The organism is Mycobacterium marinum (genome assembly GCF_003391395.1).
Lineage (GTDB): Bacteria > Actinomycetota > Actinomycetes > Mycobacteriales > Mycobacteriaceae > Mycobacterium > Mycobacterium marinum.
This window is the reverse complement of the sequence record NZ_CP024190.1, coordinates 1,788,281-1,801,682: the sequence shown is the minus strand read 5'-3', so window position 1 is coordinate 1,801,682 and position 13,402 is coordinate 1,788,281. Positions and strand designations below refer to the sequence as shown.

12 protein-coding genes are annotated in these 13,402 nt (G+C 65.4%); 3 read left to right on the top strand and 9 right to left on the bottom strand.

Annotated features, from left to right (window positions below):
* Nucleotides 1-77: 77 nt before the first annotated feature.
* The 3 genes from CCUG20998_RS07570 to CCUG20998_RS07560 are packed head-to-tail and all read right to left on the bottom strand — an operon-like array spanning nt 78 to nt 3,991.
* Nucleotides 78-1,565 carry a long-chain-fatty-acid--CoA ligase gene (locus CCUG20998_RS07570; protein ID WP_036455297.1) on the bottom strand — a complete coding sequence of 496 codons (1,488 nt, stop codon included), beginning with the start codon at nt 1,563-1,565 and terminating at the stop codon, nt 78-80.
* A complete protein-coding gene (locus tag CCUG20998_RS07565; protein WP_020728090.1) occupies nt 1,562-3,094 on the bottom strand; it encodes a WS/DGAT/MGAT family O-acyltransferase in 1,533 nt (510 codons plus the stop codon). Before CCUG20998_RS07565 ends, CCUG20998_RS07570 begins: the two co-directional genes overlap by 4 nt.
* Before the next feature lie 6 nt (nt 3,095-3,100).
* Nucleotides 3,101-3,991 (bottom strand): lysophospholipid acyltransferase family protein, encoded by an 891-nt coding sequence (locus tag CCUG20998_RS07560; protein WP_036455296.1) that lies wholly within the window; start codon nt 3,989-3,991, stop codon nt 3,101-3,103.
* Nucleotides 3,992-4,270: 279 nt separating this feature from the next.
* Here CCUG20998_RS07560 and CCUG20998_RS07555 point away from each other — a divergent pair, with 279 nt between their 5' ends.
* Nucleotides 4,271-5,536 carry a PucR family transcriptional regulator gene (locus CCUG20998_RS07555; RefSeq protein WP_020728088.1) on the top strand — a complete coding sequence of 422 codons (1,266 nt, stop codon included), beginning with the start codon at nt 4,271-4,273 and terminating at the stop codon, nt 5,534-5,536.
* Between the two features lie 35 nt (nt 5,537-5,571).
* Here the strand turns inward: CCUG20998_RS07555 and CCUG20998_RS07550 are convergent, their stop codons facing one another.
* On the bottom strand, nt 5,572-7,545 hold the full coding sequence (locus tag CCUG20998_RS07550; protein ID WP_103654086.1) for a GMC family oxidoreductase: 1,974 nt from the start codon (nt 7,543-7,545) through the stop codon (nt 5,572-5,574).
* Nucleotides 7,546-7,913: 368 nt separating this feature from the next.
* On the opposite strand from CCUG20998_RS07550, the gene CCUG20998_RS29060 reads away from it, so the two are divergent.
* On the top strand, nt 7,914-8,504 hold the full coding sequence (locus tag CCUG20998_RS29060) for a PE family protein (protein WP_012393435.1): 591 nt from the start codon (nt 7,914-7,916) through the stop codon (nt 8,502-8,504).
* A gap of 106 nt (nt 8,505-8,610) precedes the next feature.
* Here the strand turns inward: CCUG20998_RS29060 and CCUG20998_RS07540 are convergent, their stop codons facing one another.
* On the bottom strand, nt 8,611-9,000 hold the full coding sequence (locus CCUG20998_RS07540; RefSeq protein WP_012393434.1) for a DUF732 domain-containing protein: 390 nt from the start codon (nt 8,998-9,000) through the stop codon (nt 8,611-8,613).
* Between the two features lie 131 nt (nt 9,001-9,131).
* A protein-coding gene (locus CCUG20998_RS07535) for an IS3 family transposase (protein ID WP_164498314.1) occupies nt 9,132-10,249 on the bottom strand; the annotation gives its coding sequence in 2 pieces (ribosomal slippage) (nt 9,132-9,982 and nt 9,982-10,249; 1,119 coding nt in all).
* Nucleotides 10,250-10,437: 188 nt separating this feature from the next.
* Between CCUG20998_RS07535 and CCUG20998_RS28900 the strand changes: the two genes are divergently transcribed.
* Complete coding sequence (locus CCUG20998_RS28900) at nt 10,438-10,560, top strand: hypothetical protein (RefSeq protein ID WP_020728082.1); 123 nt, start codon at nt 10,438-10,440, stop codon at nt 10,558-10,560.
* 103 nt (nt 10,561-10,663) lie between these two features.
* Here the strand turns inward: CCUG20998_RS28900 and CCUG20998_RS07530 are convergent, their stop codons facing one another.
* The 3 genes from CCUG20998_RS07530 to CCUG20998_RS07520 all read right to left on the bottom strand — a co-directional run bounded on the left by CCUG20998_RS07530 (nt 10,664) and on the right by CCUG20998_RS07520 (nt 13,067).
* A complete protein-coding gene (locus CCUG20998_RS07530) occupies nt 10,664-11,287 on the bottom strand; it encodes a TetR/AcrR family transcriptional regulator (protein ID WP_036449670.1) in 624 nt (207 codons plus the stop codon).
* 102 nt (nt 11,288-11,389) lie between these two features.
* Nucleotides 11,390-12,118 (bottom strand): class I SAM-dependent methyltransferase, encoded by a 729-nt coding sequence (locus CCUG20998_RS07525; protein WP_036455291.1) that lies wholly within the window; start codon nt 12,116-12,118, stop codon nt 11,390-11,392.
* The gene (locus CCUG20998_RS07520) at nt 12,111-13,067 is read right to left on the bottom strand and encodes an SAM-dependent methyltransferase (protein WP_020728079.1); all 957 of its coding nucleotides are present in this window, start codon (nt 13,065-13,067) and stop codon (nt 12,111-12,113) included. Before CCUG20998_RS07520 ends, CCUG20998_RS07525 begins: the two co-directional genes overlap by 8 nt.
* Nucleotides 13,068-13,402: the final 335 nt, after the last annotated feature.

The window sequence follows — 13,402 nt, the reverse complement described above, 5'->3', positions numbered from 1 at the left end:
ATCTCAGCGCGGCGCGTCGATAGCGGCTTGGCCGCCGCCGCGCCCGGACGGGATATGGGTCATTGCGCGCCCGGTCATCACTGCTGCGCCGGGCTAGCCTGGGGAACGGTGATGTCGCGTTTGAGGATCTTGCCGGTAGGCCCCTTGGGCAGTTCATCGACGAACCAGATCCGACGGGGATATTTGTAAGCGGCGACGCGTTCCTTGACGAAGTCCGAAAGCGCTGCGGCGTCTGAGGTGGCGCCCGGTATCAGCGCAATCGCGGCGCCCACCTCCTCCCCGAGCATGTCGTCGGGAACGGCGACCACCGCCGCCTCGCGGACCTCGGGATGCTCGTAGAGCACCTCCTCGATCTCGCGCGGGTAGACGTTGTAGCCGCCCCGGATGATCATGTCCTTGGACCGGTCCACGATGAAGTAGTAGCCGTCCTCATCGATGCGCGCCAGATCCCCGGTGCGAAACCAGCCCTCGGCGTCGATCGCGGCCGCGGTGGCATCGGGCCGGTTCCAGTAGCCCTTCATCACGTTGTGCCCGCGGATGGCGATCTCGCCGATGCCGTGCGTGTCGACTTCGAGAAGTTTCATCTGGACCCCGGCGATCGGCGTGCCGATCGACCCCGGCTTGCGCTCCCGATCGGGATGGTTGAACGACGCCGTCGGCGAGGTTTCGCTCAGGCCGTACCCCTCGAGCACCATGGTGCCGAAGGCCTCCTCGAAGCCGCGCATCACTTCGACCGGCATCGCGGCCCCACCGGACACGCACAGCCGCAACGATCCGGTGTCCGGGCGCTCGGTGCTGTGCAGCATCGCGGCGAACATGGTGGGCACGCCCTCAAAAACAGTGACCCGGTCTCGCTCGATAATCTGCAACGCCTTCTCCGGCGAGAAGCGCGGGATCAGGGTCAGGCATGCGCCGGCGGCGACTGCGGCGTTGAGCCCGGCGGTCTGCCCGAACGCGTGGAACAGGGGCAGGGCGCCCAGGATCACATCATCGGACCCCACCTGCAGCATCTGCACGATGACCTCGACGTTGCGGCGCAGGTTGGCGTGGGTGAGCTCGGCGCCCTTGGGCTTTCCGGTGGTGCCCGAGGTGTAGAGGATCACCGCGGTGTCGTCGTCCTCGCGCACGGCCGCCTCTTCGAGCGGCTCGGCCGCTTGGATGAGTTCCTCGAATTCGCCCGGCTTGACCAAGATGCACTCGGCGCCAGCCTCATCGGCACCCGCTTGCGCTGCGGGAGCAAACTCGTGCCAGGCGATGATCGCCTTGGCTTCGGAGTCAGTGAGATAAAAGCTGGTTTCCCGCTCCTTGAGCAACACGTTCATCGGCACCACCACCCCGCCCGCACGCAGCACGCCATAGTAGGCAACCGCGAAGTAGGGGACGTTGGGCAGCATGACACCCACCCGGTCGCCGGGGCGCAATCCGCGCTGGATCAGCAGGCCGGCGAGCCGCGCACTGGCGGCATCAAGTGCGCCGTAAGGTATTTCGATCTCGTCGAGACGCAACGCGATTCGGTTCGGGTGGCGGCGAGCGCCCTCGATCAGGTTGCCGGCCAGACTGGTCACTTCGGATCCTCCTTGGGTTGCGTTCTCGCGGTGCGAGTTCGAGTCTTGCGCTTTGGGCGCGGAATCACCAGAGCACACAGCTGCGCCAACTCCGCCTTGATGTCTTCGATGAATGGCCACGCGTCCTCGACGAGGTCACGATCGGCGATCACGCCGATGTCGAGTGAGTCGCGGTAGCTCAACACCGTGAGGTTGACCCCGACGCCGTCGATGACGATCGACACCGGGAATTGGGCTTGCAGCCGGGCGCCGGCCAGATACAACGGCGTCGGTGAGCCCGGAACGTTGGAAACCACGACGTTGACCGGCGGCGCCAGTGGGTCGCTGACCGACAGCTGGCCGACAACCCGGGATGCCCGCGCCAGCAATGCCGGTGGAATGAATTGGTTGGCGTCTTGCATCAGCGTGGCCGGGATGGCCCGGTGACGCTGCTTGGCCGAGCGCATGACGTCATTGACCCGCGCGACTCGCCGCCGAGGGTCGGGTTCGTCGGTGGGCAGCGGCACGATCATCGTCGAGACGCGGTTACCGAAGGTCCCGGCTTGCTCGGGGGTACGCACCGACACCGGGACCATGGCCAGCAACGGCTCGGTCGGCAGATCGCCGGCGGCGGCCAGCCGCCGCCGCAATACCCCGGCGCTCAATGCGAGCACGACATCGTTGACGGTGACGCCCATCGCGTTCTTGACCGCCTTGACATCGGCCACCGGCACCGAGGCGAACGCGAACCGGCGGTGCGGACCGATGCGCCGGTTGAATCGTGTTCGAGGTGCCCGCAGGTTAGTCCGCTCCAGCACACCGCCGTCGCGGCGCCGCGCGCCGGTCAGCAGAGCGCTGCCTGCCGCCAGCGCCCGCACCCCGGGCAGCATCCGCACGGTGGGCACTTGGTCCAGATGTGGCAGCGTGCGCGGTGTCGCGGCGAGCGCGCGCAGTGGCTGCCGGGCCAAACCGAGCAGACCGCGCAGCAGTAGCCCCACTTGACCCGGAACCGGGTCGCCGCGCCGAGGAGGGCGCTGCGCCGGTTCGAGGCGCTCGAGTGTGCGGGGGTTCGGGTCGGGATCCAACAACACGCTGAGCAACTCGCCGCCCGATACCCCGTCGACGGCGGCGTGGTGGATCTTGGTCATGATCGCGACTCGCCCCCCGGACAAGCCCTGGATGAGATAGAGCTCCCACAGTGGACGCCCGCGGTCCAGCGGGCGCGAGTGCAGACGCGCCACCTGCTCGGCGAGCTGGCGGTCGTCACCCGGCCCGGGCAATGCCAGCTCACGGATGTGAAACTCGAGATCGAAGACCGGATCGTCGAACCAATAGGGGTGGTCGAGGTTCAGCGGCACAGGCGCCAATCGCCACCGAAACGGCGCCAGTGAGTCGATCCGCGTCGCGACGAGGTCGCGCACAGCCTCGAGGGTAAGCCTCGCCCCGGGCGCGGTCGAAGGATCGTAGATGCCCAACGCGCTGACGTGGCCGTGCGTGCGACCGTCTTCAGCGGCGAGAAACTGCGCGTCAAGACTGGTGAGCTGGTGCATCGCAGCTCACCCGAACACCGGGAAGCTGCGGCGCTTGGCCAGCCGGTCCATCCCGTCCTGGATCGCGCTTTGTACTTCCCGGTAGATCTTGTCCACGTACTCGGTGTCGTCGGCGCGCGCCGGGTCGGTGTCGACGTAAACCGGATCGAGGAACTCGGTGCGGATCTTGGCCGGCAACGGCAGATGTGCGGGCAGGATCTCGACGGCCAGCGGGAACGGGAAGCCCGCGATGATCGGTATCGTCGCGCCGCGCAGCCGCTTACCCAGACCCGTCCAGCGAGCAATGAACCGGCCCTCGGACAGCACAAACACGGTGTCGTGGCCACCGACCGTGGCCACCGGCACAATCGGCACACCGGAACGGATCGCCTGGCGCACAAATCCCTTGCGGCCGGCCAAGATCGCCTTGTCCCGCTGGCGCCAGTTGCGCATCGCATCCTGCTCGCCTCCCGGCCAGACGACCACGTCGTGGCCCGCCGCCAGGGCATCGGTGACCCCCTTACGGGACGCCGGAATCACCCCGAGGGCCTTGAAATAGTCGCCCAGCAGCGGCGCGGCCATCAACACGTCGTGGGCGGTGCCGTTCAAGATCCGCCGTCCCTCGAACCGCCGATACCAGGAATGCACCAGCGTCCACGCGTCCATTGTCAGCGAGCCGCCCGAATGGATGCCGATCAGCAACGACGGTTCGTCAGGGATGCGATGCCAGCCATCGATCTCCACCCGAAAGTAGTTGTCACACAGGAAATTCCAGATCGGATTCTGTACGTATCGCATGAACTGCTGGTTGGGGGCCGCGGCGGACATCGCCCCGGCAATGCGACGTGCCATGAATTTCTCCAGCCGCCCCTGGGGCGCTTGCCTGGTATTGATGAGGGTGACGGTCGCGGTCGTCATGAATGTTCCTCCTTACGCGTTTCACGCCGAGCGAGCGCTCGACGGATGGCATCAGCTGCCCTGACTGTCATTGACTGAACGGATCGCCCGGACCATGGCTGCGCGCTGGGGTGGAACGGAATCCGACGTCACCAAAATTACGGCTCCCGGAACTCGGAAACGAGGTCGCCAGGCAACCAACTCCGCAGGCAGTCTTTGTCTCGCGAGAACAAACCTCTTCGCGCCGGGCGAACCCGCGAATCACTTCGCCGGCCCGCCTCCGCGTCATAGAGTCTGGGCATGGCAGCAGACCGCCAGCAAGACTCCGTCGACACCTGGGCGGTCGAAATCGTCACGCGGCTGGGTGACCTGATGACTTCGCTTGTCGACTCGGTCGAAGCCGAGGTGGTCAGCGAAGTCGGCGAACTGCGTGAGGACACGTTGCTGACGCGACTGTTGCATGACAGCATCAGGGCGAATATCGAGACGGTTTTCTCCGCCATCCGCCACGGGATCCGAATCGAAAACGTCGAGCCGCCAACAGCCGCACTCGAGCACGCGCGGCGCCTGGCACAACGCGAGGTGTCGGTGAACTCGCTGGTGCGCTCCTATCGGCTGGCGCACAAGGCGGTACTCGACGTCGCGCGCGGAGAAGTCCGCGCCTTGAAGCTGGACCCGGGTCTGAGCCTGGACGTATTCGGCCGCATCGAGCAGGTCACCTTCGGCTACGTCGACCACATCACCCAAGAAGTGGTGAATACCTATCAGAGCGAGCACGACCGTTGGACCGAGAACCGAAACAGTCTGCGCGCGTTGCGAGTACGTGAAGTACTCGACGGAGCCCAGCTCGACGTCGATGCCATGACGACCGAGATTCGCTATCCACTCAACCTCATCCACCTGGCCACCGTGATGTGGTTCGACGGGCCCGACCTCGGCAACGAACTCGCGATCATGCAACGGGTTATCCGCCAATTCGGACAGTCGGTTGGTGCGAGTGCGAGCCCGTTGTTCATCCCGGTGGACCGACTGACCGGATGGGCATGGGTCCCGTTGACGACCGACACCGCGCGAAACGCGGTGACAGAGATCCGCGAATTCGCCCGGGAGCGAACCGACATCCCGTGGATCGCGGTTGGCGATCCCCTGCCACATGTAGCCGGCTTCCGCCGCTCGCACCGGCAGGCGCGGGACGCTCGTTCGGTGGCAATCGTGCTGGGCTCCAATGCGCATCGGGTCACCGCCGCCGGCGATCCCGGACTCTCCATGGCGGGTCTACTCGGCCGCAACATCGAGGACGCGGCGGCCTGGGTCGGCCAGATACTCGGCCCGCTGGCCTCTCAAACCGATAGCGACGAGCGGCTACGGGAGACACTGCGCGCGTTCCTGCGCAACGGATCGAGCTTCAAAGCGGCCGCCGAGGAGCTTCACCTGCATCACAACTCCGTCAAGTATCGAGTGCAGCGCGCGATCAAGCGTCGGGGCCGGCCGCTCACCGATGACCGCCTCGACGTTGAAGTCGCACTCCTGCTTTGCCATTGGTACGGGGCCGCAGTTCTGGGCTGATGTCGGTCAGCCCAGAACTGCCGTGGTTGTCCACGTCAGGCGTTGCCCCCGCCGGGCACGGCGATCGCCGCGATGGCTTCCGCGGTGCGATGTGCCAGAGCCATTGTTGAGATCATCGGATTGGCACCGCTGGCACTCGGCAGTGCGCTCGCGTCACCGATGAAGACCCCGGGCGTGTCGTGCAGCTCGCCCCACTCGTTCGCAACCGAGGTGGCCGGATCCGAACCCATCCGGCAGCTGCTCATCTGGTGGGCGGAGAACAGCCGATGCCCGCCCGCGCCAAGCGGGATTCGCTGCATCTCGGCGATGAACGCCTCGAGGTCGTCGCCGGCGCGCCAGCGGGCGCCGGTTGCGGCAAACGGCACGATCTCCCGGGCCCCACCCGCGGCATGGATGCGGATCTGAGCTTCGATCGACTGGTGCGCGATGCGCACGTCGAGTTCGTCGGTCAGATCGTAGTGAACCACCGCCTCCCCGGCGTCGTCGATCGTGACGGTCCCGTGCCCGCGGTCGCGGGCCAGCCCGATCAACCAGGCCGCGTTCCCCAGCCGCGCCATCGTTTCCTTGTGCTCCTCGAAGGTCGCACGCGCCATGCCGCCGGCAATGATCGATGTCGCCCATTGGGCACCTTCGATCAGGAAGCCGTAGCCGTCTTCGATATCGGCGAACTCGTCGACCAGTGCGGTCATCGGGCCGCCCCACCACGGCTGCTGCGGCTGGTCGTGTAGCGCGAGCATGGCGACCACCGGATGCAGGTGCAGATACCGGCCGACCGCCGGACCGCCGATACCCGAGCGCAGCAGCAGCGCCGGAGACTCGAGCGAGCCGCATGCGGCGACCACGCGCGCCGCATTGACCTGCAACGGCACACTCGCCCCAGTGCGCGGGTCCACGAAACTGGCCTGCACCCCGGTGGCACGTCCGTCCCGCGTCAGCACCCGCTCGGCGCGACAGCGTGCGATTACCCGGGCGCCGCTGTGCACCGCGTCGCGCAGGTAGGTGCGACGCACATCGAGCTTGGCTCCGGAGCGGTCACCCAAGCCGATGTAGCCCGCGGTGTCCGGTGAATACGCGGCCGGATCCGCGTTGCGGAACAGGGTTTTGAAGGACCAGCCCAGCTCTTGGGCGCCGTCACGCATGCGTTCGTGGGGGCCGTTGAGGTCCGAGCAATCCGGGTTGACCCCGAGGCGCTCCCATACCGCGTCCAGGTGGCGGTCGAACTCGGGTCCGTCCACATCTTTGAGGCCAAACTCCTGCGCCCATTGTTCGCGCACTTGCGCCGGGGTGCGCAAGCAGTTCGACCAGTTGATCGTCGGGCCGCCGCCGAGCGTCGCCCCGGCCAGCAGGGTGACGTTGAAATCGGCCGTCGGGGTGGGGCCGCCGCGCCAGAACATCTGCTGGAAGGCGGGTAACTCGAGCCCGCTGAAGTCGGGCTCATTGAAGTTCCCACCCGCCTCGAGCACCACGACATCGAGCCCGGCCTGCGCCAGCACGCCCGCGATCAGACCGCCCCCGGCCCCCGACCCGACCACACAGACATCGGCGCTGAGCTCGGGACCGTCGGGAACAAACGGCACGGGGGCCTCGTCGCCGCCCGGCTCGATACGCGGCGCGCCCGGGTAACCGAAACCTTCCCACATGGGGTTGCTAGCGGTCTGCGGATCGGGCCCCGCGTAGGCGACCGCAAGGGTCAGCGATACCAGCGCGTTCATCGCCGCCGCCGGCTGCGGACCCAGCTGCGCAAAGTCACCGATGAGCCGCTCGCGCGCCGATTGCGAGGCGGCGACGAATCCCTGCGCATGCAGCCCGTCGAGCAATGCGAGCATGCCCGCGCGCTGTTGCTCGGGAAGTTCCGCGAGGGTGAATCCGACCGCGACATCCGCGTGCAGGTCACTGCCGCCCAGCGACCAGAACCGGGTTGGGTCATCGGAGCGATCCAACGATGGCACGACGGTGTCCGCCAGCGCTGCCAAGACCGCGCGGTGCGTATCGGTGACGCGGGAATTCATTGGTGCCTCCTACAGGCTGGTGGGATCTTGACTCCGTTGCGGAGGTAGCGAAATCGCGACGCATGCCCTCCGCGCGGTCGCAATAAGAATTGCCGAGACGACGAGTGTGCGTCGACGTTGTCAGGTGACGAAACTCTTGATGCGGCCTTGTCGTCGGGAGACAAGTCGGCCGGACAACCGTCGGCCGCTATTGCCCCGTCGCTGGCATCCGGATCCCACCGCGTCCGCGGCCAACTCCGCTTCTTCGCCGGCGCCGTGGACGACTGACCGGGCACGTCACCATCTGCGGAATTCGGCCCCCGAATTGCGGCGACGCTGATACGGTCGGCGGCACCTGGGAATCGGTGGCGATGAAATGGGGATCGAATATGTCGTTGGTGATGGTGGTGCCGGAATGTTTGAACCAGGCGGCCGGACAATTGGAAAACATCGGCACTGCGTTGGGTGCGGCCAATGCGGCGGCGGCGCCGCCCACCACTGGGATAGCGGCCGCAGCCGGTGACGAAGTGTCGGCGGCGGTGGCGTCGCTGTTCGCGGAGCACGGACAAGGTTTCCAGCACCTCTGCGGTGAAGCGGCGGCATTTCACTCCCGGTTTGTGCAGGCCTTGGGTGGGGCTGGGTCCGCCTTTGCGGCCAGTGAAGCCACCAACGCTGCACTGATGTCGGCCTCGGCGGCAGCGGCCTCGGCCGCGGCGATCCCCGTACCCCCACTCCCGCCGCTTCCGCCCATCATCAACGAGCTCATCAATTGGGCGTTCGACGTGGTGAACTGGGCAATTGACTGGGCGGTCTCGTGGATCAACTGGGGGATCCAATTGGTGAACTCGGTAATCAATTGGGCGCTCAGTTTCATCCCGTCACTTGGTTGGATCAACTCGTGGATCAATTACGGGATCAATTGGGTGAACTCCCTCATCAACTGGGCGTTTGGTTTCATCCCGCCGATCCCTGTCCCATAGTCGCTAGTCCAGTCGGGGAATCAGTCATCAACCCGAACTCGTGGACGATCATTGGAAGAGGACAGCGTGCCGCCGGGACCGTTGAGTCGGTCACCAACTATCGCGGTTACGCGGTCTGCACCACTGAGGTGGATGGGGGTGCGGGAGGTGCACTGGGGGCGGTGGGGACTTTGCTGGGCAGACTTGGCGGAGTCAGCGAGCCGTACTGTGGGCAATAGGCCTGAATTGCGGCTCCGGTGAAGTAGGCAGCGTCGAGCGCCGGCCAGTCGGTGGCCTTGGTCACCTTGGCGATCAGGTCCGCGTTGCTGGCATTGGGATTGTCGTGCAGCGAGCCGCACACGATGGTTTTCGCGACTTGGATTGCCTTGTCTGGGGATCCGAAATCCATGCCGGAGGTGTTGAGGTTAGTCAGGAATGCATCGTCGGTGGAGTCTGCAGCGGCCGGCGCGGCCAATCCGACCGCAAGGACCATCAGCGCTACGGCTTTCGCCACCATGGCGTGCCCCTCCTTGCTCGGATGTCGCGTGTTGGGCGCCCCGGGCTGGCACGACGCGATTGCTAGGGATATTAGCGAATACCCCGATGCACCGCTGGCGTTGCGATTGGCCGCATCCAGCGCCGAGCCGTTCATCGGTGCTTGCACGCGGCGGCGTAGCGGGCAGGCGGCAGGTGCCCGAGCACGGCGTGGCGACGGCGATGGTTGTAGTCGTGTTTCCAGTCATTGATGGCCATCCGGGCCTGGTTCAGCGACCAGAAGCTGTTGATGTTGAGACATTCGTCGCGGATGCGCGAGTTGAACCACTCCACGTAATTGTTGCGCCGAGGTTCACTGGGCGGGATGAAGCGCAGACCTGCGTGTTCGGTGGCCCATTCGGACATTGCGGCACAGGCTAATTCGGGTCCATTGTGACAGCGCACCACATCCGGGTAGGTTCCGCGGCTGGCCGCGAGTCTCTCGAGTACAGCGATCAGGCCTTCGCCGGTGATGCTGCGGACAATCAGCCCACCCAAGCATTCGCGGGTGTGCTCATCGACAATCGACATGATCTTGATCGGCCGTCCGTCGATAGTGGCACCGGACAGGAAGACCGCCGCCCATATCCGGTTTGGCCTGTCGGCTGTCATCCCGCTTGGCGAAGTCGAGCTGGCCTGGCGCTCGCCGCGCCGACTCAGCGCCACCCGCAGGCCTTCCTCGCGCCAGAGTCGCTGCACCTTCTTGTGATTGACCACCCAGCCTTCAACGACGGCGTCACGATAGGCCGGCCGGAACCCGCGACCTGGGTGCTCCTTCGCGTAGCTACGCAGCCAGGCCCGCAACGCCGCATCGGGGTCGGTTGTCGTGGCTGCGGGCTGGTGTCTCTGAGTCGCACGGGGCTGCCCGGTAACCCGGCAGGCGAATCGCTCGCTGACCCCCAGCTCCTGCTGGAGATGACGAACGGCCGCCCGCCGACGTTCCGGGCCTAGAAGTTTCCCTTCCCGATCTCCTTAAGGGCGATCTTCTCCAGCTCGGCATCTGCCAATAGCCGCTTGAGCTTGGCGTTTTCCCGCTCGAGCTTCTTGAGGCGCTTAGCGTCGTCAGCCTTCAAACCACCAAACTGGTTGCGCCACCGGTGATATGTCGCCTGCGAGATACCCAGCTCGCGGCACACCGCCGCTGTGTCCTTCCCCTCAGCCAGCAGCCGATCGGCCGTCACCAACTTGCGCACAACCTGTTCGGGGCTGTGCCTCTTCCTCGTCGCCACGATCCTATCGAGCCTCCGCGCTGGCGTGCTGCTGCTGGACTGGCCCCAATCGAGTGAGCCAGGGTGTATGAGGGTTTTTTGGTCCACGATGGGCACCATCCAATCGAGAACTGTCAGCCAAGACCGGCGTCGCGAATGCGCCGACGGGTGGCTGCAGGGTTGGGTGTTTTCTCAGCGAGGCGGACCCACAGGTGCCAACCTGTAAGGGCAGCCTCGATGTCTTCGACATCTACCCCGGCGCGGCCGATGGCCACGAAGCGGTGGATGTCGGGTCAATGTTTGGCGATGCCAGCGATATTGACCCGCGTCGGTGAGCCGGGCGTTTCGGCGGGACCGTAGCCGACAGGGCCCGCCCGGCGTTGTCGGGCGAAGCCAGGTTCAGTGCAAGGTCGCTGTGCATGGCGTGTCTGTCCGATGTCAGCGGCTGGCGACCCTGGCCCATTGGGCGCGCTGATGGTGGATGCCATCAATGACACTTTCAAGCGCTGTACCGATACGCACGCGGTCACCGGTGGCGAGAAAGTCGAACTGCAGACCGCGCAGTTGCGCCAGCAACAGCGTGGCAAAGGTGTCGGCCTCGTCGCTGGGGCACCCGGCTAGCAGTGCGTGGTAGCGGATGATTTCGATCCATCCGGTCACCACGCGGTCCAGGAACGCGCGGTACTCGTCTGGGCTGCGCACCGCGTGCGCGTAGGCCTCAAACACAAGTCGAGACCTGCGGTCAGACTGTGGCTCGGTCCATCGCTGCCACATCTTCCTGACTAGCGACTCGACATCATCAGCACCAAAGTGATCCGGGATCTGTACCCGTGCGCCGATCACACCAAAGATTTCGACTAGCAGTTCGTCCTTTGTGCCGAAGTGGTGGCGCAACGTTATGTGCGACACGCCTGCCGCTGCCGCAAGAGTGCGAAACGACATCCCGCTAATCCCGTGCTCCAACAGATGGGCCATGACCGCGTCGAGGATTTCGCCGCGCCGGTCCCGGTAGCGCAGCCGCCGGCCATCCACACGCTCACCGCTGTGATCGTTGGACACCATCGCTATTGCCCTCACTTCCAACTTCCTGCTGGCGTCACACTTGATCTACCAATCGGTAGATCAAGTCGCAGTATTAGCTATACCAGACGGTAGATCAACATGTCAACGAGGGGTTGTATGGTGAGCACTCCTCTTTTTGACCTGCAACCATCGAGTCGATTCGGGAGTGGCCGTCGTCAAGACCAGTCCGGCCCGTGCCAGTTCACGGCGCAACGTTGCGAGGGTGATTCGCCGCATGGTCTGCCGCTGGCACCATTGCTGGTCGTCGACAGCAACAACGAACTCAGCGTCGATGACACCGCCTCGGTTGGAGTGGATGGCCAAGCTCATCGTCACTCCCGCCTTGACATGGGTTCCGGTCCAGCCCGTCGGCCGCTCGGCAAAGTAGGACGGTGGCGACCACTCGATGATGGCCTTTCCCGCCGGCGCAAGATGGTGGGTGACCGAGGCCAACATCGACCTGAGTAGTTGAGTGTCCGGATAGTTGATCAGGTTGGATATCAGCAGAACTGCGTCAAATCTCTCGGCCAATCGCAGGTCCTCGATTCGCGCCTGAACCGTGCGCGCACAACGGACATGCTCAAGCATCTCGGCCGAGTCGTCGACCGCGGTGACCCGATGCCCCAACGCCGTTAGCGCGTTGGCGATACGGCCGGTTCCGGCGCCGAGGTCCAGCACCGAACTGCGCGGCGGGAGTAGCCAATGGATGCGTTCAACTTCGCCCAGCGATGGCATTCGGCGGTAGATTTCGACCACGCTGCCGTCGCCAGTCACTGCGCTGACGGCTCCCGGTGGGTTGCCGTGAGGCATGGTGGTGACGTAGTTAGGCATCGAGGCTGCTTTCCGCGCTAAGCCGAGCGGTTACGTACCGGCTCGGCGGTGTTGCATCACCCAGCTCGACGGGTGCGCTGCGGTGATAGCGGGCCAGGAGGCGCTCGGCGGTCAACACAGAAGCGTGCCAACCACGCCCGCGTAGCCAGTCGGCGACGTCTGAGCGTCCTTCGGCGAGATCCCACAGCTCGGTAACGTTGGAAAGCCCGGCCAGCGTGGTCGCGGTGACTCGCATCCGCCGTATGCGAGCACGCTGGCGCGCCACCGTCGTTGGCTTGAGGAACTCGCTACTCAATGCCTCAGCGGCAAGCCAGCTTCCGGGCACGCTGAGCTTGTGGACGTCCCCAAAAAGCAGATCCTGAGCCGCGACAGAAAGGAACGGCAGGAGACCTTCGACCAGCCAGGCGGTCGGTGCGGCAGGGTCGAATCCGGCCAGACACAGCGATCGCGGCCAGCATCGATGTAGATCCACCGGGACGTCGACGTAGTTCGCCGCCGGCGTTGCGCCGTTGTCCCGCAACGTAGACAACTTGAATTCCAGTACGTTGGGCTGGTCGAGTTCATACACGGTGACCGCGTCAGGCCAGCTCAGACGCCACGCTCGGGTGTCAAGACCCGCCCCCAGACTCACCACCTGACGGATGCCCGCGTCAGCCGCTGCAAGAACGAATTCGTCGAAAAACTTGGTGCGCGATGCGATGTGCCCCAGCGAGGTTTGCATTACCGCCGCCAAAGCCGGATCGGCACTGGCAAGTTCATCGTGCGCCGCGCCACTGGCCACCATGCTCCACAAGTCCTGACCGGCCGCATCGACGAATAGTTGCGCGAACGGATCGACGATCAGCGGCCGCTGCCGCCGGGCCTCTGCCGCACGCGCGGCGGCCACACCGAGCGCAGTGGCCGCCACTTCCTCAGCCCCTTCCCGGGGGGCGTTCTTGGTGATGGACATGATGAACCTTTCCAGAGTTGGGTTTTGACGCCGCGGACCCTTCGTCTGCGGCCGCAGTCTTTGTCGTCGAGGCCCGCCGAGAAGCGAGCTTGGCCGCGCACGACCGGTGGCTACGGCGGCGCCGGTGATGCCCGCACCCAGGCGTGGCCGGACGCCCTGATCGCAGCCGATATCAACGCCGGCGCGGCGGGCCGCCTCGCACAGCCTTGCGGCCGCCCCGACCCGGGAATTGCCCTGCCGCGACGTGCGGCAGTACTGCTCTGATGAAATGTGTTGAGGCGGAACAGCGCCGGACCAGCGGGTGCGCTGTCCAGGCAATGCGCGTTCGGGGCCGC

Bases quoted from the DNA above. Each gene is read 5' to 3' on its own strand.
- CCUG20998_RS07555 (WP_020728088.1), top strand. From the start codon at position 4,271: ATGGCAGCAGACCGCCAGCAAGACTCCGTCGACACCTGGGCGGTCGAA.
- CCUG20998_RS07530 (WP_036449670.1), bottom strand. From the start codon at position 11,287: ATGGTGTCCAACGATCACAGCGGTGAGCGTGTGGATGGCCGGCGGCTG.
- CCUG20998_RS07565 (WP_020728090.1), bottom strand. From the start codon at position 3,094: ATGCACCAGCTCACCAGTCTTGACGCGCAGTTTCTCGCCGCTGAAGAC.
- CCUG20998_RS07560 (WP_036455296.1), bottom strand. From the start codon at position 3,991: ATGACGACCGCGACCGTCACCCTCATCAATACCAGGCAAGCGCCCCAG.
- CCUG20998_RS29060 (WP_012393435.1), top strand. From the start codon at position 7,914: ATGTCGTTGGTGATGGTGGTGCCGGAATGTTTGAACCAGGCGGCCGGA.
- CCUG20998_RS07520 (WP_020728079.1), bottom strand. From the start codon at position 13,067: ATGTCCATCACCAAGAACGCCCCCCGGGAAGGGGCTGAGGAAGTGGCG.
- CCUG20998_RS07540 (WP_012393434.1), bottom strand. From the start codon at position 9,000: ATGGTGGCGAAAGCCGTAGCGCTGATGGTCCTTGCGGTCGGATTGGCC.
- CCUG20998_RS07550 (WP_103654086.1), bottom strand. From the start codon at position 7,545: ATGAATTCCCGCGTCACCGATACGCACCGCGCGGTCTTGGCAGCGCTG.
- CCUG20998_RS07525 (WP_036455291.1), bottom strand. From the start codon at position 12,118: ATGCCTAACTACGTCACCACCATGCCTCACGGCAACCCACCGGGAGCC.